Origin of the sequence: Paraburkholderia sp. J8-2 (assembly GCF_905220195.1) — a bacterium.
GTDB lineage: Bacteria > Pseudomonadota > Gammaproteobacteria > Burkholderiales > Burkholderiaceae > Paraburkholderia.
Genome location: NZ_CAJMZA010000018.1, coordinates 14,079 through 39,366, shown reverse-complemented (window position 1 = coordinate 39,366; position 25,288 = coordinate 14,079). Strand labels below are relative to the sequence as shown.

The following is a 25,288-nucleotide window of genomic DNA, read 5'->3' as shown; positions in this document are numbered from 1 at the left end:
CGCCCTACCGCGCACGCTCGATGAATCGCCACAGCGCATCGTCCGTCGAATACGGCGCGTTGAAGCGAAACCATGCGCTCGGTTCGTCGTCGGGCCGGAAATAGGAGCCGGGCGCGAGCCAGATGCCGTCGCGCAGCGCCGCCGTGGCAATCGCGCCCGCCCGTTCGGGTTCGATCGCGAGGCGCGCCCACACGAAGAGCCCCGCGCGCGGCCGGTGGAAAATTTCGAGCCCCAGCGCATCCAGCCGCTCCTCCACGCACGCATGCGCGGCCTTCAGGCGCTCATTCACCAGCTCGACATGCCGAGCATGGCGCCCTTCGAGCAGCACCTTGTCGACCATGCGCTCGATGGTCGCCGACGACGTGAGCCCCACCGCCATCTTCGCGCGCGCCAGTTCGCGCAGCACATCGCGCTCGGCGACCACGTAGCCGCAACGCAGCGAGGGCGTGACCGTCTTCGAAAAGCCGCTGACGTACACCACGCGCTGCAGGCCCTCCATCGCGGCGAGCAGCGGGGCGCCCGGCGGCGCGAGTTCGCGGCTCACATCGTCCTCGACGACCCACATGCGCTGGCGCTCGGCGATCTGCAGCAAGCGGAACGCGTTGGACATCGCATACGTCGCGCCGGTGGGATTCTGCAGCGTCGTGTTCACGAAGATCGCCTTGGGCTGATGCGCGGCCACCTGGCGCTCGAGCGCCTCGATGTCGAGCCCGGCGGGCGTGCGCGGCACGCCGTGCACCGTGAGCCCCGCGAGCTTGAGGATCTGCAGCAGATTGCAGTAGCCGGGGTCTTCCACGAGCACCGTGTCGCCGGGCCGCAAGAGCGTGCGCACGATCAGATCGAGCCCCTGCGTCGCGCCTTGCGTGAGCAGGACGTTCGACACCTCGACAGGCAGCCCCTGGCGGTCCAGCTGCGCCGCAATGCGCTCGCGCAGCGGCGCGTAGCCGTAAGGGTGCCCGTAGTCGCCAAGACGCACGGCCGGCACCCGGCTCATGGCGCGCAAGGCGTGCTGCAGGCCGCTTTCGTTGATCCACTCGCCCGGCACCCAGCCGCAGCCCGCCTTGATCGGCACCGAATGATCGGCGAACACGTCGGAGAGCAGCCACGTGGCCGTGAGCGTGGGCGGCTGCCAACCCGCCGCGCTCGCCCGCGCCGACTCGTTGCGAGGCGCCACGCGATAGCCCGAGCCGCGCCGCGCGACCACGAAGCCCATCGAAACGAGACGGTTGTACGCCTCGGTCACTGTATAGGTGGAGAGCTCGTGCGTTTGCGCGAGCTGCCGCACCGAGGGCAACAGCGCGCCGGCGCGCAGCGTTTGCGCATCGATTGCGCGCGTGAAGCCCTGTACGAGCTGCTCGACCAGCGTAGTCGCTGCGCCGCGGCCGCGCTCCAGTTCGAGTTCGATCATGGGAAAAGCAAGCGTATAGTGCGAGGGAAAACCCGAACGACCCGGGCGCCGACCAATACAGTTGGCGAGAATTGTCCAGCACGGTTTGCAGATCAGTATAGAGACTGTCTATGCCGTGGTTCAAGCCCCGGCGCTACAGTTGAGCCAAACCCACCTGAGGAGAAGCACGCATGACTTCGCGCCCCGTCATCGACGATCTCTCGTCGTTCTGGATGCCCTTCACCGCCAACCGCCAGTTCAAGGCCGCACCGCGCCTGCTCGAATCGGCCAAGGGCATGTACTACCGCACGACCGACGGCCGCGAAGTGCTCGACGGCAGCGCGGGGCTCTGGTGTGTGAATGCGGGCCATGGGCGCGAGGAAATCGTCGCGGCGATTGCCCAGCAGGCCGCCAAGCTCGACTTCGCCCCCACCTTCCAGATGGGCCACCCGCTTGCGTTCGAAGCCGCGCAGAAGGTTGCCGAGATCATGCCGGCCGGGCTCGACCGCGTGTTCTTCACGAATTCCGGCTCGGAGTCGGTCGACACCGCGTTGAAGATCGCACTCGCCTACCATCGCGCACGCGGCGAAGGCCAGCGCACCAAGCTGATCGGCCGTGAGCGCGGCTATCACGGCGTGGGCTTCGGCGGCATCTCGGTGGGCGGCATCGGGCCGAATCGCAAGGCGTTTTCGGGCCAGCTGCTGCCTGCCGTCGATCATCTGCCGCACACGCACGATCTCGAACACAACGCGTTCTCGAAGGGCCAGCCGGGCTGGGGCGCGCACCTCGCCGAAGACCTCGAGCGCATCGTCGCGCTGCACGACGCTTCGACCATCGCCGCCGTGATCGTCGAGCCCGTGGCGGGTTCGACCGGCGTGCTGATTCCGCCGCAGGGCTACCTGCAGCGTCTGCGCGAGATCTGCACGAAGCACGGCATCCTGCTGATTTTCGACGAAGTCATCACGGGCTTCGGACGCCTCGGCAAGGCCACGGCCAGCGAGTACTTCGGCGTCACGCCCGACATCATCACAATGGCCAAGGCGATCAACAACGCCGCCGTGCCGATGGGCGGCGTGGCCGCGAGCCGCACGATTCACGACACGATCGTGAACGCCGGCGCGCAAGGCGCAATCGAGCTGTTCCACGGATACACCTATTCGGCGCACCCGCTCGCCGCCGCCGCCGCGATCGCGACGCAGGATCTGTATCGCCGTGAGGGGCTGTTCGAGCGCGCCAACGCACTCGCGCCGAAGTTCGAGGCCGCCGCACACGCGCTGCGCGGCGAAAAGCATGTCAAGGATGTGCGCAATCTCGGCCTCGTTGCCGGCATCGAACTCAATTCGCGTGACGGCGCGCCGGGCGCGCGCGCTTACGAGGTTTTCGTGAAGTGCTTCGAGGCAGGTGTGCTGATCCGCTTCACGGGCGACATTCTCGCGTTCTCGCCGCCGCTCATCGTGACGGAAGAGGAAATCGCGCGCCTGTTCGGCACGGTGCGCGACGTGCTGGCCACGGTGCAGTAATGCGCTAAAGCGCGAGCCATCGCTCGCGCCGGCTTTCCGCCTGCTTTCATTTGGCAATACGCCGCAAGGGCGGCCCGGGTTCGGGCCGCCTTTTCTTTTTTCGGCCGCCAGGTTCCGCAGCCGGACGCGCGAGGGACCGGGATCAAGCACGGAACACGCCATCGGCGTATTGTTGCCCTATCCGCCATAGCAATCGCGATTGCGGCGCGTGCGCATCGACCGACGTGCGCTGCGCCAGGAGGGAATCTCATGAAGATGCCAGTCCGTATCGGCACGCATATCGAGGGCATCCACTGGATCGCCGAATATGTGGAAGCGACGCATCAAATCCGCGTGTTCCGCGACGGCCGCATGGTCGATACGATCCCCGCGCCCGCAGCCATGTTCGGCGAAGAGCGCGACGCGGGTTCGGCCAGCGACGCCGCGAGCCGCGCCGAGGAAGCCGCCCTGCTCGCCTGTCTGCGCCGCTATGTCGCCGACGTGCAGCCTGAAGAATAGGACTCTTGAGCATTGCCCCTGCCGATTCCCCTTCTCGCAAGGAGCGCGCGCCGATGAACGAGCGCAACGATCACTTCTCGCCCCAGCTCATCGAAACCGACGCGCTCATCATCGGCGCGGGACCGGTGGGACTCTTCCAGGTGTTCGAACTCGGTCTGATGGAAATACACGCGCACATAGTGGATTCGCTGCCCGTGGTCGGCGGCCAGTGCGCCGAGCTTTACCCCGACAAGCCGATCTACGACATTCCGGCGGTGCTGATGTGCACCGGACAACAGCTCGTGGATGCGCTGATGAAACAGATCGAGCCTTTCGGCGCGACGTTCCACCTCGGCCAGGAAGTGCAGATCGTCGAGCCGCGCGCGGACGGCCGCTTTTTCGTGCAGACGAGCAAGGGTACGCAGTTTCTTGCGAAAACGGTGTTCATCGCGGCGGGCGTGGGCTCGTTCCAGCCGCGCACGCTCAAGCTGAGCGGCATCGAGCGATACCGCGACACGCAACTGTTTTATCGCGTACGCGATCTCGAACGCTTTCGCGACAAGGACATCGTGGTGTGCGGCGGCGGGGATTCGGCGCTCGACTGGGCGCTGCAACTCGTGGACGTCGCGCAGAGCGTGATCCTGCTGCATCGGCGCGAGGGCTATCGCGCGGCGCCGGCAACGGTCGCGAAAATGCACGCGCTATGCGAGGAATGGCGCATGCAGTCGATCGTCGGCCAACTGACCGGCTTCGACGACGAAGGCGGCAAGCTCACGCGCATCAAGGTGACGGGCGGCGACGGCGTCACGCGCTCGCTGGAACTCGACTACGTGCTCGTGTTTTACGGTTTGTCGCCGCAACTCGGGCCCATCGCGCAATGGGGCCTTGAAATCGAGCGCAAGCAGTTGCCGGTGGATACGGCGCGCTTCGAAACGAACGTGCCGGGCATCTTTGCCGTCGGCGATATCAACACGTATCCGGGCAAGAAGAAGCTAATTCTTTCAGGTTTTCACGAAGCCGCGCTCGCCGCATTCGGCGCCGCGCATCATGTGTTTCCCGAGAAGAAAATCCATCTGCAGTACACAACGACCAGCACGCGCCTGCACAAGGTGCTCGGCGTGGAGTCGCCGGTGTTCGACTGAACGCGGGGCGAGTGCCCCGCGTTCAGTCGAACGGCCTGCTTAAGCCTGTTCAGCGTCCTGCTCGCGGAAGATGCGGTCTGCCAGATGGAACGCCGAGTTCGCCGCCGGCACGCCGCAATAGATCGCGGTTTGCAGCAGCACTTCCTTGATTTCGTCGCGCGTGACGCCATTGTTGCGCGCGGCGCGCAAATGCAGCGCGAGTTCCTCGCTGCGGTTGAGCGCCACCATCATTGCGATCGTCAGCAAGCTGCGCGTGTGGCGCGGCAAGCCATCGCGCGTCCAGATCTCGCCCCATGCATAGCGCGAAATGAAATTCTGGAATTCCTCGGTCACTTCCGTACGGTTGGCAAGCGAGCGATCGACGTGCGCGTCGCCCAGCACCGCGCGGCGCACTTTTATGCCCGCTTCGTAGCGTTCTTCGTCGTTCATCACGCCTCCAGCAGGAAATCGACCACGATCTTGTTGTACTCGTCCGCCAGTTCGACGTTCGAGATATGCGCGGCGTTGAGTTCGACATAGCGCGCACCGGGCACCGACTCGGCCAGTTCGCGGCCCTGTGCGGGTGTTGCGGCCAGATCGTGCGTGCCGGAGATCACGAGCGTGCGCGCCTTGATCGACGGCGCCTCGCCGCGCAGGTCGGCGGCGTTGATCGCTTCGCAGTTCGAAGCATAGCCGTCCTTGTCGGTATGCACGAACACGTCGCGCACTTGCGACATCACGAGCGCATTGTTCGCGATGAATTCCGGCGTGTACCAGCGCGGCAGCACGGCGTCGGCGAGCGCGAGCATGCCTTCGCTGCGAGCCTTCGCTGCGCGCGGCACCCACACTTCCGGCGAGCCGATTTTCGCGGCCGTGTTGCAGAGTACCAGGCGATCGATACGGTTGGCGTAACGCGCGCCGAGGCCGACGCCGGTCAGACCGCCCATCGAAACGCCCGCGAAGTGCGCGCGCTCGATGCCGAGCTGGTCCATCAGGCCGATCACGTCGCCGGTCAGTTGCTCGATCGTGTACGGGCCCTGCGGCGCTGCCGAGTGGCCGTGGCCGCGCGTGTCGTAGCGCAGCACGCGGAAGTGCTTCGTGAACGCCGTGATTTGCGGCGTCCACATCGACACGTCGCTACCAAGCGAATTCGACAGGACCACCCATGGCGCCGAGCGGTTCTCCGTACCGTCGATGCGGTAGAACAAATGCGTGTCGTTGACGGCTGCGTAAGGCATGCGTGTTACTCCTCGTGTGTCTTCTATGATCAATGGGACGGGCGTTGTTTTGCACTCGCTTCGTACGATGCGACTACCGCGTCGACGAAAGCGTGCGCCTGCCCCACGTAGTTGGCCGGATCGAGCAGCGCCTTGAGGCGCGCTTCGTCCAGATGTCGCGTAACGGCGGGATCCTCCGCGAGGACTTCATACAACGTGCGGCCGCTTTGCACCGCCGATTTCGATGCGTGCTCAACGAGATGATGCGCGTCCAGACGCCCGATCTGGTCGCCGAGCGCGAGCATCACGGCTTCGCCGAGAATGAGTCCGTGCGTGATGTCGAGATTCGCCGCGAGCCGTTCGGGCCGCACTTCGAGTCCAGCCGTGATTTGTTCGATCTGCGCGAGCGCGCCGCCGGCGAGGCGCGCGAGATCGGGCAGCGCATCCCACTCCGCTTGCCAGCCGCCGAGCGCGCGCTCGTGTTCCTGAACCATGCCCGCGAACACCGTTGCCACAAGGCCAGGCGCGCGCGTGGCAGCCGTCAGGACGGCTGCGCAACCCACGGGATTGCGTTTGTGCGGCATGGTCGAAGAACCACCCTTGCCCGCCGCCGCCGGTTCGCCCAGCTCACTGACTTCGGTCTGCATTTGCAGGGAGATGTCACGCGCGATCTTGCCGAGCGTGCCGATGAGCATGCCGAAGAACGACGCGGCTTCGGCAATGCGGTCGCGCTGCGTGTGCCACGGCAGCGCAGGCGACGCGAGGCCGAGTTCTTGCGCGAGCGCGGCGCTCACCTTCGGCGCCGCGTCGCGCAAACTTGCGAGCGTGCCAGCCGCGCCGCCGAACTGCAGCACGAGCGCGCGCTCGCGCAGCGCGGCGAGTCGTTCTCGATGGCGCAGCATGGCGTCGAGCCATTGCGCGAACTTCATTCCGAGCGTGATGGGCAGCGCCTGCTGGAGCCACGTGCGGCCTACCGCCGGCGTCGCGCGATGCGTGCGCGCGAGGTCCGCGAGCGTCGCGCAGAGCGCATCGATACCTCGCTCGATCAGCGCAAATGCATCGCGCAACTGCAGCACGGTAGCCGTATCGATGATGTCCTGGCTCGTTGCGCCCCAGTGAACGTATTTGGCGGCTTCAGCGTCGGCGGCCTTCACGCGCGCCGTGAGCTGCTTGACGAGCGGGATCGCCAGATTGCCGCCCAGCGCCGCGTCGCGTGCGAGCGCCGGCGCGTCGAGCTGGTCCGCCGCGCAAGCCCGGGCGATCGCGGCCACCGCCGACTGCGGAATCACGCCATGCGCAGCGGAGGCGCGCGCGAGCGCCGCCTCGACGTCCAGCATGCGTTGCAGCGTGGCTTCGGGAGACCAGACCGCATTCATCGGCTCGGTCCCGCAGATCAGGCTCGTGAGGCGTTCAATCATGGAGTGTGGCGCGTAGAAATAAGCAGGCGTTCAGAGAGTACCGATGGAACGAAGCGGGCGCGGCAACCGTCGACGAATGCCGACGGTTGCCGCGCCACGCACGTGCGAACGACGCACGTCGACAAACAGTTTACGCTGCGCGACGGTTTTGCGTCGCGTCGATCAGCGGCACGCCGGCAAGCTTCTGCAGCGCGTCGAAGTCGATGTCCGAATAGATCTCGCGCACGGCGAGGCCTTCGGGCGTCACGTCGAACGCAGCGAGGTCCGTATAGATGCGGCCCACGCAGCCCACGCCCGTGACCGGGTACGAGCATTCGCTCACGAGCTTGCTTTCGCCTTGCTTGGTCAGCAGTTCCATCATGACGAACACCTGCTTCGCGCCGAGTGCGAGGTCCATCGCGCCGCCCACCGCCGGAATCGCGTCGGGCGCGCCGGTGTGCCAGTTCGCGAGGTCGCCCCCCACCGACACCTGGAATGCGCCGAGCACGCAGTAGTCCAGGTGGCCGCCGCGCATCATCGCGAACGAGTCGGCGTGATGGAAGTAGGCGCCGCCGGTGAGCAGCGTCACGTGCTGCTTGCCTGCGTTGATCAGTTCGTCGTCTTCCCGTCCGGGCGCGGGCGCCGGGCCCATGCCGAGCAGGCCGTTCTCGCTGTGCAGGAAAATTTCCTTGCTCGGATCGAGGTGGTTGGCCACCAGCGTCGGGACGCCGATGCCGAGATTCACATACGCGCCTTCGGGAATGTCTGCGGCCACGCGCTTGGCCATTTCATCGCGATTCAGTCGTTTCATTGCCTCTCTCCGTTCCTTCAGGCTGCCTGGCCGCCATGCTGCACGTGCGCTTGATGGGCCGCTTGCGGCACCTCAACGACGCGCTGCACGAAAATGCCGGGGGTCACGATCACTTCAGGATCGAGCTCGCCGAGCGGCACGACTTCCGAAACCTGGGCAATGGCGACCTTCGCCGCGCTCGCCATGATCGGGCCGAAATTGCGCGCCGTCTTGCGATAGACGAGGTTGCCCCAGCGATCGCCCTTATACGCCTTGATGAGCGCGAAGTCGGCGTGCAGCGGCGCTTCGAGCACGTAGTGGCGGCCGTCGATCAGGCGCGTTTCCTTGCCTTCGGCCAGCTTCGTGCCGTAGCCCGTAGGTGTGAAGAAGCCGCCGATGCCGGCGCCCGCGGCGCGGATGCGCTCGGCCAGGTTGCCCTGCGGCACGAGTTCGAGCTCGATTTCGCCGGCGCGATAGAGCGCGTCGAACACATACGAGTCGGTCTGGCGCGGGAACGAGCAGATGATCTTGCGCACACGCTTCGCCTTGAGCAGCGCGGCAAGACCAATGTCGCCGTTGCCTGCGTTGTTGTTGACGATGGTGAGGTCGCGCGCGCCCTGCTCGATGAGCGCGTCGATCAGTTCGGCGGGCATACCGGCCGTGCCGAAGCCGCCGATCATCACCGTGGCGCCGTCATGCACATCGGCCACGGCGGCTTGAAGCGAGTCGAAAATCTTGTTGATCATGCCTGTTCCTGAAAGCGATGCGCATCGCGGAAGGTCCACGTCACTCGATCGCGAAAAGTTCTATATACGAACACTGATTCGTTTAGCGAACGTCCAGCGCATTATCGGAGTGGATTCAAGCGCTTGTCAAGGCGGGTCTACCCACGGGGTGCCCACACAGGCAATCTACTTCATGTCTGCGCTGGTACGCGCGGACTCGTGCATGGACGCACTTTTTGCCGCGCTTTCAGGGTAGCTTGGGCCGTGGGCACATACCCCAATATCCAGAATTCCAATTCGTCGACTAGTCTTTATCTGATTTCGACATAGTGCCGCGCCGCCCTCGCCTTCATGCAAGACCTCGATCTGAATCTCATCCCCTTCCTCGTGGCCATGGAGGAAACGCGCAATGTGAGCCGCGCCGCCGAGCGGCTCGGCGTGAGCCAGCCGCGCGTGAGCACGGCGCTCGGCAAGCTGCGCGAGTATTTCGGCGATCCGCTCTTCGTGCGCACCTCGCGCGGCATGGAGCCCACGCCGCGCGCGCTCGGCCTCATTCCCGCCGCGCGCGACGCGCTGGTGCGTATTGAGAAGGGCATGCTGCAAGCGCAGGACTTCGATCCCGCCACGAGCACCCACACCTTTTCCATCGCACTCTCCGATGTCGGCGAGATCGTGTTTCTTCCACGCCTCCTGCAGGTGTTCGCCCAACGCGCACCGAAGGCAAACCTGCGTTCGGTGTCGTTGCCGCCAAGCCAGGTCGAGCGCGGCCTCGAGTCGGGCGACATCGATCTCGCGGTCGGCTATTTCCCCGATCTCGGCGGCAACAACTTCTTCCAGCAGCGCCTCTTCACGCACCGCTTCATCTGCATGATGCGCAGCGGCCATCCGCTTGCGGGCAAAGCCATGACGATCGAGCAGTTTCTCGCCATGGGCCATGCCGTCGTGCGCGCCGAAGGGCGCAGCCAGGAAGTGCTGGAACAGTATCTGGAGAAGCGGCGCATGCGCCGCCGCGCGGTGCTCGAAACGCCTCACTTCATGAGCTTGCCGTTCATTCTCACGCGCTCCGACCTCATCGCGACCGTGCCTCATGCGATCGGCTTCGCCTACGTGTCCGAGCATGCATCGATCACGCTCGTCGAGCCTCCGCTGCCATTGCCGCGCTTCGATCTCAAGCAGCACTGGCATCGCAAGTATCACAACGCGCCGCGCGGCGAATGGCTGCGCAGCGTCGTGGCGGAACTCTTCAACGACGCCCTGGACGAATGGCCAAAATGATGCGCCCTCGCACCGGGCGCGATAAAACATGAAACAATGGGCGCTCGTGGAGCACGCCAAAGCGACGTCGCGCCACATGACAGGAGCCCATGCATGAGCGAAGAAAAAAAGGCCGGAAAAGCAAAGCCACGCAAGAGCGCAACGAGCGCTGCCGTAGCGTCCAACACGCGCCCGTCACGCGCCGAAGCCGAGGACGCCGTGCGCGTACTGCTGCGCTGGGCCGGGGACGACCCCGCTCGCGAAGGGCTGATCGATACGCCGGGCCGCGTCGTGCGTGCCTATGAGGAGTTCTTCGCGGGCTATGAGGTCGATCCACGCGAAATCCTGTCGCGCACCTTCTCGGAGGTGGACGGCTACGACGAAATGATCGTGTTGAAGGACATTCGCTTCGAGAGCTACTGCGAACATCACATGGTGCCGATCATCGGGCGCGCGCACGTGGCGTATCTCCCGGAGCACCGCGTGGTAGGCATCTCGAAGCTTGCGCGCCTCGTCGACGCATTCGCGAAGCGCCTGCAGATCCAGGAGAAGATGACCGCGCAGATCGCCGACACGCTCAATGAAATCCTGCAGCCCAAGGGCGTGGGCGTGATACTCGAAGCGGCGCATCAATGCATGTCCACGCGCGGGGTGCACAAGGCAGGCGTGGAGATGGTGACGTCGCGCATGCTCGGCACGTTCCGCACCGACCCTTCCACGCGCCGCGAGTTTCTCGCGATCGTCGGCAATTCAAGCTCGATGAGCGTCGCGAATACCTGAATACCCCGCACGCGGAAAACGAACGGGACGGCATGTCCCGTTCGCCTCCTCACTTCATCGGGCCTTCGTCGCCCCGCTCGATCTCGCGAATCTTGCCCTGGCGCACGCTGCTGCCCGGCGGCACGCTATGCGTGAGCCACACGTTGCCGCCAATCACGGAGCCGCGCCCGATCGTCACGCGGCCGAGAATCGTCGCGCCCGCATAGATCACCACGTCGTCCTCGACGATCGGATGGCGCGCATTGCCCTTCACGAGCGCCCCGTCGAGGTCGGCGGCGAAGCTCTTCGCACCGAGCGTCACGGCCTGATACACGCGCACGCGCTCGCCGATGATCGCCGTCTCGCCGATCACGACGCCCGTGCCGTGATCGATGAAGAAGCTCGATCCGATCTGCGCACCCGGGTGAATGTCGATGCCCGTGGCCGAATGCGCGATCTCATTGATGAAACGCGCGAGCAGCGGCACGCCGAGGCGATGCAGCGCATGCGCTAGCCGATGATGCGTCATGGCCCACACGCCCGGATAGCACAGCAGGATCTCGGTGATGTGCTGCGCGGCCGGGTCGCCCGTGAACGCCGCCTGAATGTCGCTCACGAGCAGCGCGCGAATATCGGGCAGTTGCCGGCCGAACTCGCGCGCGACTTCGAATGCGCGCACGCGCAGTTCGTCGTCGCTCGCCTGCGAGTTTTCCGGCAGGAAGCGCAACGCGCGGCGAATCTGCTCGGCAAGCAGCCGCAGGGTGCTGTCGAGCGTATGACCGACGTAGTAGTCGATGCTCTCGTCGGTCAGGTCGGGCGCGCCGTAGTGCGTGGGAAAGAGCGCGGCGCGTAGGCCCGCCACGATGTTGACGACCGCGTCGCGCGACGGCAATTCGCGAATGCCGAGTGGATGGCGCGTGCGGTGCCGTTCTTCACGCGACGCACGCAGATCGGCAACGATCTGTTCCAGGCCCCAGTCGGGGGAAGCAGCTTTGGACATGGTGATGCGGCAGCAGACGCAAGGTCTGCGCAGGAGTGAGTGTATCGACCCCAGAGATTACCGCGTTTTGCGCGAGTTCGCCGAAGCGCTCTCGGCGGGCGACGCCCGCAGGGCGCGCGCGTTCACAGCGTGACCGTGCTCGCGTCGATCCAGCGCACGGCCCAGTCGCGCGCATGGGCGATAGCGGCCGCTTCATCGGCGAAGCGCAAATCGGCAGGGAAAAACCGGTTGGCGACGAGTTCGCCATCGCTCGATCGCGATATCACCACATAAGGTTGATATGTGCCGTCACCGGCGCGCGCCGGTGCGCAATTCAGCAAATAGCCACGATGCGTAAATGCAGCGTCGAAGTGCATGTGTGTCACCCGCCCTGACTGCCTCGTCCATTTTTTGTGGCGCGTGCATTCAGGATCGTGTGGCAAAGCCACGCCATGGGCCCTCGCCCGGCCCATTAATCGAAAGCGCGCCAACTCGTTGAAAGAGGATCATACTCCTGGGAAAAAGGCCAAACCAACGAAAAAAATGCAAAATCGCTGGAGGCGTTCTCCTGGCGAACCGGCTTGCTTTTCACCCCGATTCAAGGGTGCGGCGCTGCAGCGGAACAGCGTTTGCGGACTTGCCTGCTGAACGCAGGCACCCCGATCTTCCAAGGAGGAAGAATCATGAATCGTCCCGACGACATGCAAAAAGCGAATGTGGGAGACGTGAGCGCGTCGCCGTCGCGGCCGCGCAGCGCCGAACTCCACAACGACCGCACGCACGATAGCTCGGTCGACACCGATGGCAAGAACCGCGAAGCTGCGCGCCTCGCGGGCGATGGCTACATCTGCCCGGACGAAGTGACGACCACGAACGCCACGCTCGTCAACAGCGTGCCCGAAGCCGGGGACGGCCTGGCGGGCTTTGACAGCCGCAAGGACGTGCACCGGCTGCCGATCGCGCTCGAGTCCGGATACGAACTCGTCGACCTCGGCATGAGCGCGCCTGAAGCGCCCAGCGACTTCTACGACTGGCAGCGCGACGCCGAGCGCGAAGCGGGTGTGCGCCGCAGCCCCGGGCGCCTGCACTTCGCGCTCAACCACATGCGGCCGACGCGCGTGATCGAGCTGCTGCGCAAGCCCTGAACGATGGTTCGCCGCCCGTTGTGCGGCGAACCATTTGCGATTATCCAGGCGATATCGACGCACTGGCGGATTCAGCCAGTATTCAGTCGAGTGCGGTTAAAAGTGGAAATGAAAAGCCTGAAAATAAATGAAAGCGGATAAATCGACGGCATTATCGCGGCGAGATGCACGCTTTTGCCGCTTTCGAAATGCCGCCCAGCTTTATTTCAGTGCCGGTGCAATGCTTTGGTGCAGACCGGTGCGCTTGTTCAGGAAATGCAGAAATTCTCTCCAATGTCACCGAAATCCGACAGAAATGACCCCACAAGGCGGAAGGATTGCAGACGAGGGGGGATCGGATAAGAATTTAGTGATAAATTCTTACATCATAAGAAGCGAGGAGCGAGTGTCTGAGGGCTTGCCCCGCGATCTCGCCCAGCGCTGATGGAGAGTGTTGAACGTGCCTCTACATTTTATTGAGCAGATGTCGCCCGTGCTCGACGCGCCCGAAGAGGCAGCGTGGTTCGACGCGGTGGCGAAGCTCGCCAGTTCGTGGGGATTCAGCCAGCTCATGCTGGCTATCCTGCCGCGCCCGGGCATGAGGCTCGAGGACGCGTTTATCCGCACGAACTATTCGGCCGCCTGGCGGCAGACGTACAACGACCACGGCATGGCCTACTTCGACCCTACCGTGTCGCATTGCACAACGCGCTCGGCGCCGCTCATCTGGTCGCCGGAGCTTTTCGCGACCGAGCAGCAACAATCGATGTATGAGGAGGCCCGCTCGTACGGGCTGCGCGCAGGCATCACGCTGCCGATCCATGGCCCGCGCCAGGAAGTGGGCATGCTGTGCTTCGTCAACGACGCCAATCCCACGGACAACTTCTGGGAGGACGTGAACCGCGCGTTGCCGAATCTCGTGCTGCTGCGCGATCTCGTGCTGGACACGAGCCAGCGGCACCTGAACGACCACGCCCAGTCGCTGATTCCCAAGCTCACGCCACGGGAAAAGGAATGCCTCAAGTGGACTGCGCTAGGCAAGTCCACTTGGGAAATTTCTCACATCCTGAATTGCTCTGAGGCCGTCGTGAACTTCCACATGAAGAACATTCGCGGGAAGTTCGGCGTCAACTCACGGCGGGCGGCCGCCGTGATTGCGACGCAGATGGGTCTTATTGACCCGGGCTAAGCACCATCGGTGCTTCGCCGCGCAACACGCGCTCGGCACGGCCAAGGTCGCCGTCCGAAATCGTCTTGTTGAAATACAGCCCGAGCAGGATCGACACCGGCGGCGGAATCTCCGCGCCCGACTCGAACCGGCTGCCGCGCGACTGCGTCACGCCGAAGCGCGCCCAGAAGCGGCGCTGGCTTTCTTTCTTCTTCTTCCGATACGCAATGATCAGGACGCGGTCGACGACCGAAGACAAATCTCCGGAGGACGACATGGTGCTCGCACCCGAGTGCCATTGATTGCCCATAAGTTCCATGATGACTCTCGCTGTCAGATATGCCTGATGAGTGACTGCCGCGGAACTGATTCTCCTTAAGAGGCCCTATCTGCGCACCTACCTATCTAGATAGGTGTTTTTTTATATTCATAACGCATAGCTTTCGAACCGTACTGCCGCGCTTCCACACAAATCGGGAGAGTTGTCATGCAAGCTGCGATACGGATCGGACAGAGACAGGATTTCGACAATGAGGACATCAATGAGATGTACCGGCTGCGCGCGCGCGTGTTCCGCGACCGCATGGGCTGGGACATTCCTACCATCGCGGGGATGGAAATCGACGGCTACGACGCGCTCGGGCCCCATTACATGCTGATTCAGGACGGCACGGGCCACGTGCGCGGCTGCTGGCGCATGATGCCCACCGAGGGCCCGAACATGTTGCGCGACACCTTCCCGCAACTGCTCCAGGGCAAGGCTGCGCCCACGGCCCGCAACATCTGGGAGCTGAGCCGCTTCGCCATCGAGTCGGGCAACGACCAGGCTTTCGGCTTCGCCGACGTGACCATGAACGCGATGCGCGCCGTTGTCTCGTTCGCCGACCGCTCGGGCATCAGCAGCTATGTGACGGTCACCACGACGCCCATGGAGCGCCTGCTGCGCCGCACGGGCATCGAACTGACCCGGCTTGGCGCGCCGATGCGCATTGGCGTGGAAAATGCCGTCGCGCTGGAAATCGCGATGAGCCAGCAAACGCACCACGCGCTATTCGGCGCGATGGCGCACGCCGCTTGAGCGCGGCGCCGCGCAGAGACGGATTCGCGCAGGCTGGGTGCTGCGGATTTCCGCGCTCAGCGATGTGGACTGTTGTTTTTGTCTGACAAATTAAAAATAAACACCCTGGCGCGCCGCCTGAACCCAAACGTGCCCGGCCTTAATCGGCTTTGACCTCGTCGGCCCTCGGCTCGCCGCTTTTCTGCGCCACCGAGGCGCTCCGGCTGAAGCGGATGTGGGAAATGCGCCCCACGCACAGCGCCGCTGCGAGCGCCGCGCAGCCGGTCAGGCCGATTCCCAGATGGATTGCGTCGACCAGCACGTGGCGCACGGCATCGATCAGCGCCGCGCCGTCGAGCCCCGCCGCCTTCATCTGCGCAACCAGGCCCTCGCGCAGCGACGGGTCGATCAGCACGCGCGGATCGGCGAGCTGAGGCTGCCAGCGCTGCTGCAGTGGCGCGCCGATCACCGCCAGCGCATCCCCCACGCCGGCCGCATAGCGATGGTTGACGATCGTCGCCACGACGCTGGTGCCGAGCATGCCGCCAACCATGCGCGTAGATTGCAGCAAGGCGGTTGTAATGCCGAAGCGCTCGCGCCCGGCAATCTCCTGGCCGAACACGTTCAGATTGTTCAGGATGAAGCCGAGCCCGATACCCACGGCCGACATCGCCAGCTCGAGCCAGAGGTGCTCCGTGTTTCGGGACGCGAAGGCAAGACCGGCGGATGCCGCGACCAGCAGACTGAAGCCGACCGTCAGAATCGTCGTGGGCTTGCGCAGCCGGATCACGATACGCGTATTGATCAGGCTGCCTAGCGCGATACAGGCGGCGATCGGCGTGGCGAGCAGGCCCGCCTGCTGGGGCGACAGCCCGAAGCCGCCCTGCAGGAGCAGCGGCGCGAAAAAGATCAGCGAGAACATCACGAAGCCCGAGAGCGTCGAGAGCGTAAATAGCGTCACGAGCTGCGGATCGCGGAACAGGTCGAGCGGAATGATCGGGTGCGTCGCGCGGCGTTCGCAGGCGAGCAATAGCGCAGCGCCGGCGAGTACCGCCACCGCCAGCGCGGCGTTGCCCGTCGTCAGGCCGCTCTTGGGCACCGCCTCGATCAAGGTCTGGAACGCGCCCAGCACCAGCGCGACGAGCGCGGCACCCGTCCAGTCGATGCGCACGTCGCCGGTACGCGCCGGCTGGTAGCGCGGCAGATGCGCCCAGATGAAATAAAGTGCAAGCACGCCAACCGGCAGATTGACGAGAAAGGTCGAGCGCCAGCCAAAATGCTCACTGAGCCAGCCACCCAGCGACGGCCCCGCCGCCGTGCCGATGCCGTAGGCGGCCGCCATGACGACCTGCCAGCGCACCCGCGCGCGCGGGTCGGGAAAGAGATCGGGAATCGAGGCGAACGCCGTGCCCACCATCATCCCGCCGCCTACGCCCTGCAACGCGCGCGCCGCCGCGAGAAAACGCATGTCGGTCGCGAGTCCGCACAGCACGGAGGCCACCGTGAACACGATCACGGCGGCAATCACGAAGCGCTTGCGGCCGAAGTAGTCGCCGAGCCGGCCGAACACGGGCACCGTCACGACCGAGGCCAGCAGGTAGGCGCTCGCGATCCAGGCATAGAACTCGAAGCCGTGCAGTTCGGCGACGATCGAGGGCAAAGCGGTGCTGACAACGGTTTGATCGAGTGCGACGAGCATGTTGACGAGGCCGATGCCGAGCATGGCCAGCAACGCGTCGCGAAACGGCAGGTTAGCGGAGGAAGATTTCACGGGAGGGAAGACTGCGCGCAGCGAAAAAGAGGCAACGATAGCGGTATGACGGTGCGCGTGCAACATGACGAAATAGCCAATGGAATCCTGGTGGCCCTGCGGTATTCCGACGCAACCCACTTGATCTTCCTTCCCGCTCCTTCCACATTTCATACAGTCCGACTGCATCTTTACTTGCGATCCATTAAGCTTTTCGACAGTCACGACACGCCGCGCCCACCTCGTCATGGCATCGCCCGAGGCCGCGCGATTTCTCGATCCCACTCACAGAGGAGGTCTTATGTATAAACGCATTCTTGTCGCCGTCGACGGCAGCGCCACGTCGCGCCGCGCGTTCGAAGCCGCGCTCGACCTGGCGAAGGCCATGGGCTCGACCCTGCAGCCGTATTACGTGATCGAGAACACGCCCATGTATTTCGACGCGCCCGGCTACGATCCTTCGATCCTGCGCAACCAGATGATCGCCCAGGGCAACGAACTCGCAGAGGACATGAACAAGGCGATGAGCGAGCGCGGCGTGCAAGGCGCCATGCTCACGGGCGAAGCCTCCTCGCTCGACGACGTCCCGACGCTCGTGCTCAACGCCGCGAAGACCGAAGGCTCCGACCTGATCGTCATGGGCACGCACGGCCGCCGCGGTTTCCAGCGCCTCATTCTCGGCAGCGTTGCCGAACGCTGCGTGCGGCAGTCCACCCTGCCTGTCCTCCTCATTCCGTCAGCCGCGGGAAATGCCGACCAGTAGTCACATTACGTGCACGCTGTTTTGCACGTTATTGAAGAGTCGCTTGCGCTCCGTCAGACGGCGCGCAAGCGCCTTCTGACAAGGCGCAACACCAAGCATCTCAAAAGCGCGTCACTTTGCCACCAATCTGAGATTCGACCCCGGTAGACAATGCCTGGACAGAGATCAAAGGAGCATTGTCGATGCTGAATCCTAACGTCGTTTCCCATACCACTGTGCGCCGCAGCAATCGCACGCCCGTGACGGCACCGCGCACGTCCACGCGCTGTTCGGTTTGCGCCATGCGGCACCTGTGCATGCCCCAGGGCCTCACCCTCGACGACCTGCCCAAACTCGAAGCGCTGATCTGCTCCGCGCGCAGCGTACGGCGCGGCGAAGCCGTGTACCGCGCCGGCGACGCGTTCGACAATCTCTACGTCGCGCGCTCCGGCTCGCTCAAGACGGTCATGGCGCATCGCGACGGCCGCGAGCAGGTCACCGGCTTGCGCCTGGCCGGCGACCCGCTCGGCCTCGACGGCATCAGCACGGGCTTTCACACCTGCAGCGCCGTGGCGCTCGAAGACAGCTCGGTCTGCATCATTCCCTACTCGGCGCTCAAGCATTTGTGCCGCGAAACCGGCGCCATGCAAGACCGGCTGCACCGCCTCATGAGCGAGCAGCTTATCCGCGAATCGTCGCAAATGATGGTGCTCGGCTCGCTCTCCGCCGACGAACGCGTCGCCGCGTTCCTGCTGGACGTGTCCGAGCGCAACGGCCAGCGCGGCTACTCGCACGCCGAGTTCAACCTGCGCATGACGCGTGAGGACATGGGCAGCTATCTCGGCATGACGCTCGAAACGGTAAGCCGCACCCTGTCGAGATTTCAAAAGCGCGGCCTGATCGACGCACAGGGCAAGCTGATCCGCATCATCGATCTCGAAGGTCTGCGGCACCTGTAATTCGCGGCAAACCCCGGGCGGCCCGGCCACCCGGGTTGCCCGTGCCGCGCCTCACCGGCGCGGCATCGCCGTTGGCACAACTCCTGCGCAGCGTTAAAGTCTCGTTCTACGCCTACGCAAGGAGAATCGCCGAAATGCCTCTCCCGCAATCGCCCACGCTCGCTGCTCGCCTTGAAGCGGCGCGCAGCGCCAGCGACGCGCTCTTCAACGTCGTCAAGCCCGAGTTTCTCTACGAGCGGCCTATTCGCGAACGTCACCGCATCGTGTTCTATATCGGTCATCTGGAAGCATTTGACCGTAACCTCTTCGACAAGCGTCTGTTCGATCTGCCCACCGCCGATGTGCGTCTCGACCAGCTGTTCGCATTCGGCATCGATCCCGTCGATGGCGGCCTGCCGACCGATACGCCCGCCGACTGGCCCGACCTCGCTGAAGTCCTGGCCTACGGACGCGACGCCCGCAGCCGCATCGACGCACAGCTCGCGACGCTCGACTTGCCGCCCGACGCCTCGAATCACGACACGCCGGGTCAGTTGCTGAATGTCGCAATCGAACATCGGCTCATGCATGTCGAAACACTCGCCTACATGCTCCACCAGTTGCCGTTCGAGCAAAAGCAGGCGCCCGCCGCCGCGGGCGTACTCGCCGACCCGCTCCATACGGTCGAGGCCGGGACCGTGCAGGTGCCCGCAGGCCGCACGGAACTCGGCATGACCGCCGAGCGTGGACTATTCGGCTGGGACAACGAGTTCGGCGAGCAGCAGGTCGACGTACCGGCATTCGAGATCGACCGCTACATGGTGACGAACGGCGCGTTTCTCGCATTCATCGAGGACGGCGGCTACAACAGGCGCGAACTCTGGAACGACGCCGACTGGTCCTGGAAGGAAAGCACGCATGTGGCGCACCCCGTGTTCTGGTCGCGCGGCCACGAAGGCTGGCGACTGCGCACGATGTTCGAAGACATCGTCTTGCCGCTTGCGTGGCCCGTGTACGTGAGCCACGCCGAAGCCAGCGCGTTTGCGCGCTGGCGCGGCATGGCGCTGCCGAGCGAGGCGCAGTGGCAGCGTGCGGCGCACGGTGCGCTGCCCGGCCACACCGACAACTTCGATTTCCGCAACTGGAACCCGGTGGCCGTCGATGCCACGCCCCACAGCGCCAGCACGTGGGGCGTAGAAGGCCTGTACGGCAACGGCTGGGAATGGACCTCCACGCTCTTCGGGCCGCTGCCCGGTTTCAAGGCGTTCCCGTTCTACGAGGGCTATTCGGCTAACTTCTTCGACGGTCAGCACTACGCAATGAAAGGCGGGTCGCCGCGCACCGCGCAATGCATGTTGCGGCCGACGTTCCGCAACTGGTTCCAGCCGCGCTACCAATACGTTTATGCGGGTTTTCGCTGCGTTCGGGATTGATCGATCCCCTTACTCAAACGCAAGCGCTGCAGCAGCGCGCGCCGTAACGAAGTCCAGGTCTGGGTGATGGGACCGCCGCCCCTCACCTAGCCTTTCCCCGCAGGAAAGCACGCTTCACGCATCCTCAATTTTCGCGCTCGCGAAAATCTCCCACACTTGCCATCACGCCTCTTCCGTACCGTTCGTACGGATTTGCGCCCCAACCGCGGCTCATGGCGCGGCATCAAAAATTCTGGAGACAGCATGAACAGCCATCCCCTGGACCTCGGCGGCAGCGCGCCGGGCGAAGCGCCACGCCGCCCGCTAACCGCGCAAGCCCCGCTTCAAAGCCCCCAAGGCGTCACGCTCAGCAGCTTCATGGACGACATGCCCGTGGGCGCGCTGCATCGCTTCGTGGTGTGGGTGATCGGCATTGGCCTTTTCTTCGACATGTACGAGATCTTTCTCGTCAGCTCGATCGGCGCCGCGCTGCAAAACGAGTATGGGCTCGACGCGCACAGCCTCGCGTTCAAGCTCCTGCTCGCCTCGGCCTTCGTCGGCATGTTTTTCGGTTCGCTCTTTCTCGGCAGTCTCGCCGACCGCATCGGCCGGCGCCGCGCCTTCCTGTTCACGCTCGTGTGGTACAGCGCGTTCTCGCTGTTCGCCGCATTCTCCGTGAATGCCACCATGCTCGTGGCCTGCCGCTTTCTGACCGGCGTGGGCGTAGGCGCGATCTATCCCGTGGCGGACACGTTCCTCTCGGAGATTCTGCCGAAAGAAAAGCGCGGCCGGCTCGCTGCGTGGGCCTATACGACCTCGTATGTCGCAGTGCCGCTGGTCGGCTTCCTCGCGGTCTGGCTCAACCCGCTGCACCTGGGCGGCATCGCGGGATGGCGCATCATTCTCGCCATCGGCAGCCTGGGCGCCCTGTTCGTGCTGGCCGTGCAGCATCGTCTGCCCGAAAGCCCACGCTGGCTGCTGGCGCAAGGCCGCGCGGACGAAGCCTATGCGATGCTGGGCCGCTTCGCGCAAAGCGCCGGCGCGCAGATGCCCAAGCGGTTCGCCGAGCCGCAAACGCGTCAGCACCCGCTGCGCCTCTCCGAGCGCATCGCCGTGCTGCGTCGTGCGCCTTATGACAAACGGTACCTCATGCTCGTCGTGTTTCACCTGTTCCAGGCCTTCGGCTACTACGGCTTCGGCACGCTTGCAGGCGTGGTCGTGAAAAGCCGCGGCATCGACGTAACCGGCAGCACGCTGTTCGTGGCGCTCTCGTTTCTCGGCTACCCGATCGGCTCGCTGCTCTCCGTGCCGCTGCTCAACTGGATCGAGCGTCGCACACTCGTGATCGCCTCGCTCATTTCCATTGCGATTTTCGGGCTTGGCTTCGCGTATTCCGGGCAGGCTGCGTTGATCGTATGCTTCGGCGTACTGACGACCTGTGCGTCGAATGTATTCAGCAACGCCTATCACGTGTACCAAGCCGAGATTTTCCCGGCCAGCGTGCGATCGACCGCAATCGGCAGCACGTACTCGCTCTCGCGCATCATGAGCAGCGCCCTGCCGTTCATCCTGTTGCCGGTGCTTACGCAGCACGGCCCGATCGCGATGTTCGGCGTGATCTCCGCCGCGCTGGCCATCGTCGCCGTCACCCTGCGTGCGCTTGGCCCGCTCACTACGCGCCGCAGCCAGGACGAGATCAATCCGGTCTGACCGGCTGGTACCTCGCGCGTTGCTCGATGATCGGGGCGGCCGCCGCATCATGCGGGGCCGCCCCGGTTGTCATTGCGCCGCGCGCGCCGACATGTAGTCGAACAGGCTCAAGATGTCCGAGCTCGGCGCGCTGTCCGCCTTCTTCCCCACCCACAGCGTGCGCGTGGCCCACGTGTCCGCCAGCTTGATCTTGACGACGCCGGCCTTGCCGCGCTCGTCGCTCACCGCGTCGCGCGGCAGCACGCCGATACCGAGCCCCGCTTCGATCATGCGGAACACACCGTCGAAGTTCGAAGCCTGGATGCGCAGCTTCAGCGACCGTTCGATGGCGAACGCCGCGTCCGTCATGCGCGCGAGCAGCGAGCTACCGTCGCTCAGGCCCACGTAGTCTTCGTCGAGCGTATCGGCGAAACGGATGACGTCGAGTTCGGCAAAGCGATGGTTGCGCGGCACGAGCAGCACGAGTTCGTCCCGGCGATAGAGCCGCCGCTCGATGCCGGGCGCGGGCACGTTGTCGGCGAACACCCCGAGGTCGGCCTTGCCTGCGCCGAGCGCCTCGACGATTTCGTGGCTCAGCCGTTCTTCGAGGCTGACCTTGATGCCTGGATGCTCATTCAGGAAGCACGCGAGGTCGACGGGCAGGAACTGCACGATCGCCGACGTATTCGCCCACATGCGCACATGCCCGCGCACACCGGCGGCGTAGTCGCTCATTTCGGTGGCCATGCGATTCACCTGATCGACCACGCGCGTGGCGTGCTCGAGCAGCGCGTGGCCCGCAGGCGTGAGGTCCACACCGCGCGCGCGGCGAATGAACAAGGCGCAATCGGTCACGCTTTCAAGCTCGGCAATGCGCTTGCTGACGGCCGAAAGCGTGAGCTGCCCGTGCTCGGCGGCCTTGGTGAGGCTGCCATGTTCCGCGACGAGCAGAAAGACCCGCAGCGACTGCAGATCGAAGTGAAGTGGATTGACCATGATGAATGGGGCAAGGCCGCGCGAGAGACGATTGTCCTGCATCGCGGGCTCGGGAGGAAGTACGGAGCGTGGGTGGAGAGGCGGACGTGCCGGAATGCACGTCCGCGTACCGGCCACGCGGGCCGGCGTGCTCGCCGCTGCGCCGGCGCCCCCCGGTTCAACGGCGAAAACTGGCGAAATGGCTGGGTCTGCCTAAATCAGCTCGGAGATTTCGATGAGGTTCAGGTCCGGGTCGCGCACATAAACGGAACGGATTTTCTGCGTCGCGCCTGTGCGCTCCACCGGACCTTCGACGATCGGCCAGTGCTTTTGCGCGAGATGCGCGATCACCGCGTCGAGCGGCACCGAAGCGATGAAGCACAGATCGAGCGCGCCCGGCACCGGCACATGCGCCTTCGGCTCGAATTCCGCGCCGCGCACATGCAGATTGATCTTCTGGTTGCCGAAACGAAACGCAAGCCGCCCCGCGCCGAAGGTTTCCAGCTGCATTTGCAGCACTTCCGTATAGAAGTGCTTCGTGGCCTCGGGGTCCACGCAGGTCAGCACCAGATGGTCGAGGTGGTCGATCAACGCCATTCTTCGCTCCTTGTCATGAGAATGCCCGTTGTACGGGCATGCCTTGCGTCAGTTCGGGAACCGGATGCAGGTCGAGTCGGCGGCCGGCCTTGAGAATCTGGCTCGGCACGTCGTGGCCGATCAGGCCAGGCAACAGCGCGGCGGCGTCGAGCACGGCGGCGAGATTGACACCGGTGTCGTAACCGTCGAGTTCGAGCATGTGCACGAGTTCTTCCGTGCACACGTTGCCACTCGCACCCGGCGCGTACGGACAGCCGCCCAGGCCGCCAAGCGAGGCGTCAAAGCGCACGATGCCCGCATCGAGCGCGGCGAGCGTATTGGCAAGCGCCATGCCGCGCGTATTGTGGAAATGCAGCGTAAGCTCGAGCGCACCAAACGCCTGCGAAGCGCGCTCGCACAGCGCACGCACCTGGGCCGGATACGCCATGCCGGTCGTATCGCACAGCGTGACGCCCTGCACGCCCAGTTCGGCGAAACGCCGCATCCAGCCGAGCACGTCTTCAACGGGCACGTCGCCTTCCATCGGGCATCCCATTGCTGTGGAGAGCGAAACATTGATCGCCACGCCCGTGCCGCGCACCGCATCGATCACGTCACGCAGCTGCGCGAACGACTGCTCGCGCGTCATGCGCAAGTTCGTGCAATTGTGGGTCTCGCTCACCGACATCACGAGATTCACTTCATTCACGTTGCACGACAGCGCGCGCTCCGCGCCGCGCACGTTCGGCACGAGCACCGTGTAGACCACGCCCGGCACGCGCTCGATGCCGTGCATCACCGCCTCGGCGTCGCGCAGCGCGGGAATCGCCTTGGGCGACGTGAACGAGGTCACCTCGATCTTCGCGTAGCCACATGCGCTCAGGCGATTGATCAGCGCGATCTTGTCGTCGGTGTCGATGAAGGCGCTTTCGTTCTGGAAGCCATCGCGTGTCGCGACTTCGTTGAGATACAGCACTTTGCCCTTGAAGCTTTCGTTATGTCCGATTCCCATCTTGCCGCTCTCCGTTCAGATCAGGCCGCGCTCGCGCCATGCTGCGCGCGTTGCGGCGTGCACGCCTATCGATTCCAGCACCGTGTCGGTATGCTCGCCGAGCTTCGGCGCGCTGCGCTCGATCGTGCCGGGTGTTGCGCACAGCTTGGGCACCACGCCCGGCACCTGCACCGCTGTGCCGTCGGGCAAGGTGTCGTCCACGATCATTTCGCGCGCCTGGTAATGCGGATCGGCCGCGATGTCCGCGACGTCGTAGATCCGCCCTGCCGGAATGCGCGCTTCGTTGAGCGCCGCGAGCACCTCGTCGAGCGTCTGGCGCGCGGTCCACTCGCCGATGGCGGCGTCGATGCGCTCGACCTGCGCGACCCGTCCGTCGTTCTGCGCGAGCGCGGGATCGTTGCCGAGGTCCGGGCGCCCGATCAGCTCCATCAGGCGCCGATAGATGCTGTCGCCGTTGCCCGCGATCAGCGCGTACTTGCCGTCGCTGCAGCGGTAGGCGTTGCTCGGCGCGATGCCGGGCAGGCTGCTGCCGGCCGGCTGGCGCACGGCGCCGAACACCGAATACTCGGGCAACAGGCTTTCCATCATGTTGAAGACCGACTCGTAGAGCGCGACGTCCACGACCTGACCCTTGCCGCCCTGCTGCTCGCGGTGCCGCAGCGCGAGCAGGATGCCGATCACGCCATGCAGCGCGGAGAGCGAATCGCCGATCGAGATGCCCACACGCACCGGCGTGCGCTCGGGCTCGCCACTCAGGTGGCGCAAGCCGCCCATCGCTTCGGCGACCACGCCGAAGCCGGGCCGGTCGCGATACGGTCCCGTCTGCCCATAGCCCGAGACGCGCAACATGATGAGGCCGGGGTTGATCGCGCTGAGTTCGTCCCAGCCGAGGCCCCAGCCTTCGAGCGTGCCGGGGCGGAAATTTTCGATCAGCACGTCGGTTTGCGCGACGAGACGGCGAATCACGTCCTGCCCTTCGGGCGTACGCAGATCGAGCGTGATGGACTCCTTGTTACGCGACTGCGCGGCCCACCAGACCGACGTGCCGTCGTGCAGCAGACGCCACTTGCGCAGCGGATCGCCCACGCCGGGCGGCTCCACCTTGATGACGCTCGCGCCGAATTCGGCGAGCATGCGGCCGGCAAACGGACCCGCGATGAGCTGCCCGAGCTCCAGCACGCGGATTCCTTCGAGTGGTCGTGGCATGGCTGTGTCTCCT

Annotated in this window: 26 protein-coding genes; 12 read left to right on the top strand and 14 right to left on the bottom strand. The window is 64.7% G+C overall.

Annotation, left to right across the window (positions count from 1 at the left end; translation table 11 throughout):
* Positions 1-4: 4 nt before the first annotated feature.
* Positions 5-1,408: a PLP-dependent aminotransferase family protein gene (locus tag U5A52_RS29165; RefSeq protein ID WP_321937154.1), complete on the bottom strand. Its 1,404-nt coding sequence runs from the start codon at positions 1,406-1,408 to the stop codon at positions 5-7.
* Between the two features lie 170 nt (positions 1,409-1,578).
* Between U5A52_RS29165 and U5A52_RS29160 the strand changes: the two genes are divergently transcribed.
* The 3 genes from U5A52_RS29160 to U5A52_RS29150 all read left to right on the top strand — a co-directional run bounded on the left by U5A52_RS29160 (position 1,579) and on the right by U5A52_RS29150 (position 4,526).
* On the top strand, positions 1,579-2,907 hold the full coding sequence (locus U5A52_RS29160) for an aspartate aminotransferase family protein (protein WP_321915458.1): 1,329 nt from the start codon (positions 1,579-1,581) through the stop codon (positions 2,905-2,907).
* Positions 2,908-3,156: 249 nt separating this feature from the next.
* A complete protein-coding gene (locus tag U5A52_RS29155; RefSeq protein ID WP_321937153.1) occupies positions 3,157-3,405 on the top strand; it encodes a hypothetical protein in 249 nt (82 codons plus the stop codon).
* Positions 3,406-3,458: 53 nt separating this feature from the next.
* Positions 3,459-4,526, top strand: coding sequence for an NAD(P)/FAD-dependent oxidoreductase (locus U5A52_RS29150; RefSeq protein WP_321937151.1), 1,068 nt, complete (start codon positions 3,459-3,461; stop codon positions 4,524-4,526).
* Positions 4,527-4,565: 39 nt separating this feature from the next.
* On the opposite strand, the gene pcaC is transcribed toward U5A52_RS29150, so the two are convergent.
* From pcaC to U5A52_RS29125, 5 genes are all read right to left on the bottom strand, one after another.
* The gene (pcaC, locus tag U5A52_RS29145; protein ID WP_321915460.1) at positions 4,566-4,955 is read right to left on the bottom strand and encodes a 4-carboxymuconolactone decarboxylase; all 390 of its coding nucleotides are present in this window, start codon (positions 4,953-4,955) and stop codon (positions 4,566-4,568) included.
* Positions 4,955-5,743, bottom strand: coding sequence for a 3-oxoadipate enol-lactonase (gene pcaD, locus U5A52_RS29140; RefSeq protein ID WP_321937149.1), 789 nt, complete (start codon positions 5,741-5,743; stop codon positions 4,955-4,957). Before pcaD ends, pcaC begins: the two co-directional genes overlap by 1 nt.
* 29 nt (positions 5,744-5,772) lie before the next feature.
* Positions 5,773-7,140, bottom strand: a complete 1,368-nt coding sequence (locus U5A52_RS29135) for a 3-carboxy-cis,cis-muconate cycloisomerase (protein WP_321937148.1) — start codon at positions 7,138-7,140, stop codon at positions 5,773-5,775.
* A 130-nt stretch (positions 7,141-7,270) separates the two neighbouring features.
* Positions 7,271-7,930 carry a 3-oxoacid CoA-transferase subunit B gene (locus tag U5A52_RS29130; protein ID WP_321915463.1) on the bottom strand — a complete coding sequence of 220 codons (660 nt, stop codon included), beginning with the start codon at positions 7,928-7,930 and terminating at the stop codon, positions 7,271-7,273.
* Between the two features lie 17 nt (positions 7,931-7,947).
* Entirely contained in the window at positions 7,948-8,655 is a 708-nt protein-coding gene (locus tag U5A52_RS29125) for a 3-oxoacid CoA-transferase subunit A (protein WP_321915464.1), read from the bottom strand.
* Positions 8,656-8,985: 330 nt separating this feature from the next.
* Here U5A52_RS29125 and U5A52_RS29120 point away from each other — a divergent pair, with 330 nt between their 5' ends.
* Together U5A52_RS29120 and folE are read left to right on the top strand one after the other, a co-directional pair.
* On the top strand, positions 8,986-9,909 hold the full coding sequence (locus U5A52_RS29120; protein ID WP_321915465.1) for a LysR family transcriptional regulator: 924 nt from the start codon (positions 8,986-8,988) through the stop codon (positions 9,907-9,909).
* Positions 9,910-10,002: 93 nt separating this feature from the next.
* Positions 10,003-10,668, top strand: a complete 666-nt coding sequence (folE, locus tag U5A52_RS29115) for a GTP cyclohydrolase I FolE (RefSeq protein WP_321937146.1) — start codon at positions 10,003-10,005, stop codon at positions 10,666-10,668.
* A gap of 49 nt (positions 10,669-10,717) precedes the next feature.
* Here the strand turns inward: folE and epsC are convergent, their stop codons facing one another.
* Positions 10,718-11,647 carry a serine O-acetyltransferase EpsC gene (gene epsC, locus U5A52_RS29110; RefSeq protein ID WP_321915467.1) on the bottom strand — a complete coding sequence of 310 codons (930 nt, stop codon included), beginning with the start codon at positions 11,645-11,647 and terminating at the stop codon, positions 10,718-10,720.
* A gap of 122 nt (positions 11,648-11,769) precedes the next feature.
* Complete coding sequence (locus U5A52_RS29105; RefSeq protein ID WP_321915468.1) at positions 11,770-12,003, bottom strand: hypothetical protein; 234 nt, start codon at positions 12,001-12,003, stop codon at positions 11,770-11,772.
* A gap of 306 nt (positions 12,004-12,309) precedes the next feature.
* Between U5A52_RS29105 and U5A52_RS29100 the strand changes: the two genes are divergently transcribed.
* Both U5A52_RS29100 and U5A52_RS29095 read left to right on the top strand, forming a co-directional pair.
* The gene (locus tag U5A52_RS29100) at positions 12,310-12,771 is read left to right on the top strand and encodes a DUF3005 domain-containing protein (RefSeq protein ID WP_415774069.1); all 462 of its coding nucleotides are present in this window, start codon (positions 12,310-12,312) and stop codon (positions 12,769-12,771) included.
* Positions 12,772-13,234: 463 nt separating this feature from the next.
* Positions 13,235-13,939, top strand: a complete 705-nt coding sequence (locus tag U5A52_RS29095) for a LuxR family transcriptional regulator (RefSeq protein ID WP_321915496.1) — start codon at positions 13,235-13,237, stop codon at positions 13,937-13,939.
* Here the strand turns inward: U5A52_RS29095 and U5A52_RS29090 are convergent.
* Entirely contained in the window at positions 13,923-14,237 is a 315-nt protein-coding gene (locus U5A52_RS29090) for an XRE family transcriptional regulator (protein WP_415764775.1), read from the bottom strand. The two genes, U5A52_RS29095 and U5A52_RS29090, sit on opposite strands and share 17 nt — an antisense overlap.
* 168 nt (positions 14,238-14,405) lie before the next feature.
* Here U5A52_RS29090 and U5A52_RS29085 point away from each other — a divergent pair, with 168 nt between their 5' ends.
* Positions 14,406-14,996, top strand: coding sequence for an acyl-homoserine-lactone synthase (locus U5A52_RS29085; RefSeq protein ID WP_321915469.1), 591 nt, complete (start codon positions 14,406-14,408; stop codon positions 14,994-14,996).
* Positions 14,997-15,135: 139 nt separating this feature from the next.
* On the opposite strand, the gene U5A52_RS29080 is transcribed toward U5A52_RS29085, so the two are convergent.
* Entirely contained in the window at positions 15,136-16,698 is a 1,563-nt protein-coding gene (locus U5A52_RS29080; RefSeq protein WP_321937228.1) for an MFS transporter, read from the bottom strand.
* Positions 16,699-17,026: 328 nt separating this feature from the next.
* On the opposite strand from U5A52_RS29080, the gene U5A52_RS29075 reads away from it, so the two are divergent.
* The 4 genes from U5A52_RS29075 (at position 17,027) to U5A52_RS29060 (ending at position 21,527) form a co-directional block, all read left to right on the top strand.
* Positions 17,027-17,488 carry a universal stress protein gene (locus tag U5A52_RS29075; RefSeq protein ID WP_321915470.1) on the top strand — a complete coding sequence of 154 codons (462 nt, stop codon included), beginning with the start codon at positions 17,027-17,029 and terminating at the stop codon, positions 17,486-17,488.
* Between the two features lie 182 nt (positions 17,489-17,670).
* Positions 17,671-18,426 carry a helix-turn-helix domain-containing protein gene (locus U5A52_RS29070; RefSeq protein WP_415764778.1) on the top strand — a complete coding sequence of 252 codons (756 nt, stop codon included), beginning with the start codon at positions 17,671-17,673 and terminating at the stop codon, positions 18,424-18,426.
* Between the two features lie 134 nt (positions 18,427-18,560).
* Positions 18,561-19,838, top strand: a complete 1,278-nt coding sequence (locus tag U5A52_RS29065; protein ID WP_321937144.1) for an SUMF1/EgtB/PvdO family nonheme iron enzyme — start codon at positions 18,561-18,563, stop codon at positions 19,836-19,838.
* Positions 19,839-20,081: 243 nt separating this feature from the next.
* The gene (locus U5A52_RS29060; protein ID WP_321915472.1) at positions 20,082-21,527 is read left to right on the top strand and encodes an MFS transporter; all 1,446 of its coding nucleotides are present in this window, start codon (positions 20,082-20,084) and stop codon (positions 21,525-21,527) included.
* A 69-nt stretch (positions 21,528-21,596) separates the two neighbouring features.
* Here U5A52_RS29060 and U5A52_RS29055 read toward each other — a convergent pair whose 3' ends face one another.
* The 4 genes from U5A52_RS29055 to U5A52_RS29040 form a co-directional block, all read right to left on the bottom strand.
* Complete coding sequence (locus U5A52_RS29055) at positions 21,597-22,502, bottom strand: LysR family transcriptional regulator (protein ID WP_321937226.1); 906 nt, start codon at positions 22,500-22,502, stop codon at positions 21,597-21,599.
* A 192-nt stretch (positions 22,503-22,694) separates the two neighbouring features.
* On the bottom strand, positions 22,695-23,078 hold the full coding sequence (locus U5A52_RS29050) for a VOC family protein (RefSeq protein ID WP_321915473.1): 384 nt from the start codon (positions 23,076-23,078) through the stop codon (positions 22,695-22,697).
* Between the two features lie 13 nt (positions 23,079-23,091).
* Positions 23,092-24,069: a hydroxymethylglutaryl-CoA lyase gene (locus tag U5A52_RS29045; protein ID WP_321937143.1), complete on the bottom strand. Its 978-nt coding sequence runs from the start codon at positions 24,067-24,069 to the stop codon at positions 23,092-23,094.
* 15 nt (positions 24,070-24,084) lie between these two features.
* The gene (locus tag U5A52_RS29040; RefSeq protein ID WP_321937142.1) at positions 24,085-25,275 is read right to left on the bottom strand and encodes a CoA transferase; all 1,191 of its coding nucleotides are present in this window, start codon (positions 25,273-25,275) and stop codon (positions 24,085-24,087) included.
* Between the last annotated feature and the right edge of the window lie 13 nt (positions 25,276-25,288).

What these genes read in the sequence shown, in the direction of transcription:
- U5A52_RS29060 (WP_321915472.1), top strand. Translation starts at nt 20,082, where the DNA reads ATGAACAGCCATCCCCTGGACCTCGGCGGCAGCGCGCCGGGCGAAGCG.
- U5A52_RS29165 (WP_321937154.1), bottom strand. Translation starts at nt 1,408, where the DNA reads ATGATCGAACTCGAACTGGAGCGCGGCCGCGGCGCAGCGACTACGCTG.
- U5A52_RS29125 (WP_321915464.1), bottom strand. Translation starts at nt 8,655, where the DNA reads ATGATCAACAAGATTTTCGACTCGCTTCAAGCCGCCGTGGCCGATGTG.
- U5A52_RS29070 (WP_415764778.1), top strand. Translation starts at nt 17,671, where the DNA reads ATGCTGAATCCTAACGTCGTTTCCCATACCACTGTGCGCCGCAGCAAT.
- U5A52_RS29055 (WP_321937226.1), bottom strand. Translation starts at nt 22,502, where the DNA reads ATGGTCAATCCACTTCACTTCGATCTGCAGTCGCTGCGGGTCTTTCTG.
- U5A52_RS29075 (WP_321915470.1), top strand. Translation starts at nt 17,027, where the DNA reads ATGTATAAACGCATTCTTGTCGCCGTCGACGGCAGCGCCACGTCGCGC.
- U5A52_RS29095 (WP_321915496.1), top strand. Translation starts at nt 13,235, where the DNA reads ATGTCGCCCGTGCTCGACGCGCCCGAAGAGGCAGCGTGGTTCGACGCG.
- U5A52_RS29155 (WP_321937153.1), top strand. Translation starts at nt 3,157, where the DNA reads ATGAAGATGCCAGTCCGTATCGGCACGCATATCGAGGGCATCCACTGG.
- U5A52_RS29080 (WP_321937228.1), bottom strand. Translation starts at nt 16,698, where the DNA reads ATGCTCGGCATCGGCCTCGTCAACATGCTCGTCGCACTCGATCAAACC.
- pcaD (WP_321937149.1), bottom strand. Translation starts at nt 5,743, where the DNA reads ATGCCTTACGCAGCCGTCAACGACACGCATTTGTTCTACCGCATCGAC.
- U5A52_RS29045 (WP_321937143.1), bottom strand. Translation starts at nt 24,069, where the DNA reads ATGGGAATCGGACATAACGAAAGCTTCAAGGGCAAAGTGCTGTATCTC.
- folE (WP_321937146.1), top strand. Translation starts at nt 10,003, where the DNA reads ATGAGCGAAGAAAAAAAGGCCGGAAAAGCAAAGCCACGCAAGAGCGCA.
- U5A52_RS29090 (WP_415764775.1), bottom strand. Translation starts at nt 14,237, where the DNA reads ATGGAACTTATGGGCAATCAATGGCACTCGGGTGCGAGCACCATGTCG.
- pcaC (WP_321915460.1), bottom strand. Translation starts at nt 4,955, where the DNA reads ATGAACGACGAAGAACGCTACGAAGCGGGCATAAAAGTGCGCCGCGCG.
- U5A52_RS29050 (WP_321915473.1), bottom strand. Translation starts at nt 23,078, where the DNA reads ATGGCGTTGATCGACCACCTCGACCATCTGGTGCTGACCTGCGTGGAC.
- U5A52_RS29150 (WP_321937151.1), top strand. Translation starts at nt 3,459, where the DNA reads ATGAACGAGCGCAACGATCACTTCTCGCCCCAGCTCATCGAAACCGAC.
- U5A52_RS29040 (WP_321937142.1), bottom strand. Translation starts at nt 25,275, where the DNA reads ATGCCACGACCACTCGAAGGAATCCGCGTGCTGGAGCTCGGGCAGCTC.
- U5A52_RS29160 (WP_321915458.1), top strand. Translation starts at nt 1,579, where the DNA reads ATGACTTCGCGCCCCGTCATCGACGATCTCTCGTCGTTCTGGATGCCC.
- epsC (WP_321915467.1), bottom strand. Translation starts at nt 11,647, where the DNA reads ATGTCCAAAGCTGCTTCCCCCGACTGGGGCCTGGAACAGATCGTTGCC.
- U5A52_RS29065 (WP_321937144.1), top strand. Translation starts at nt 18,561, where the DNA reads ATGCCTCTCCCGCAATCGCCCACGCTCGCTGCTCGCCTTGAAGCGGCG.
- U5A52_RS29130 (WP_321915463.1), bottom strand. Translation starts at nt 7,930, where the DNA reads ATGAAACGACTGAATCGCGATGAAATGGCCAAGCGCGTGGCCGCAGAC.
- U5A52_RS29135 (WP_321937148.1), bottom strand. Translation starts at nt 7,140, where the DNA reads ATGATTGAACGCCTCACGAGCCTGATCTGCGGGACCGAGCCGATGAAT.
- U5A52_RS29120 (WP_321915465.1), top strand. Translation starts at nt 8,986, where the DNA reads ATGCAAGACCTCGATCTGAATCTCATCCCCTTCCTCGTGGCCATGGAG.
- U5A52_RS29105 (WP_321915468.1), bottom strand. Translation starts at nt 12,003, where the DNA reads ATGCACTTCGACGCTGCATTTACGCATCGTGGCTATTTGCTGAATTGC.
- U5A52_RS29085 (WP_321915469.1), top strand. Translation starts at nt 14,406, where the DNA reads ATGCAAGCTGCGATACGGATCGGACAGAGACAGGATTTCGACAATGAG.
- U5A52_RS29100 (WP_415774069.1), top strand. Translation starts at nt 12,310, where the DNA reads ATGAATCGTCCCGACGACATGCAAAAAGCGAATGTGGGAGACGTGAGC.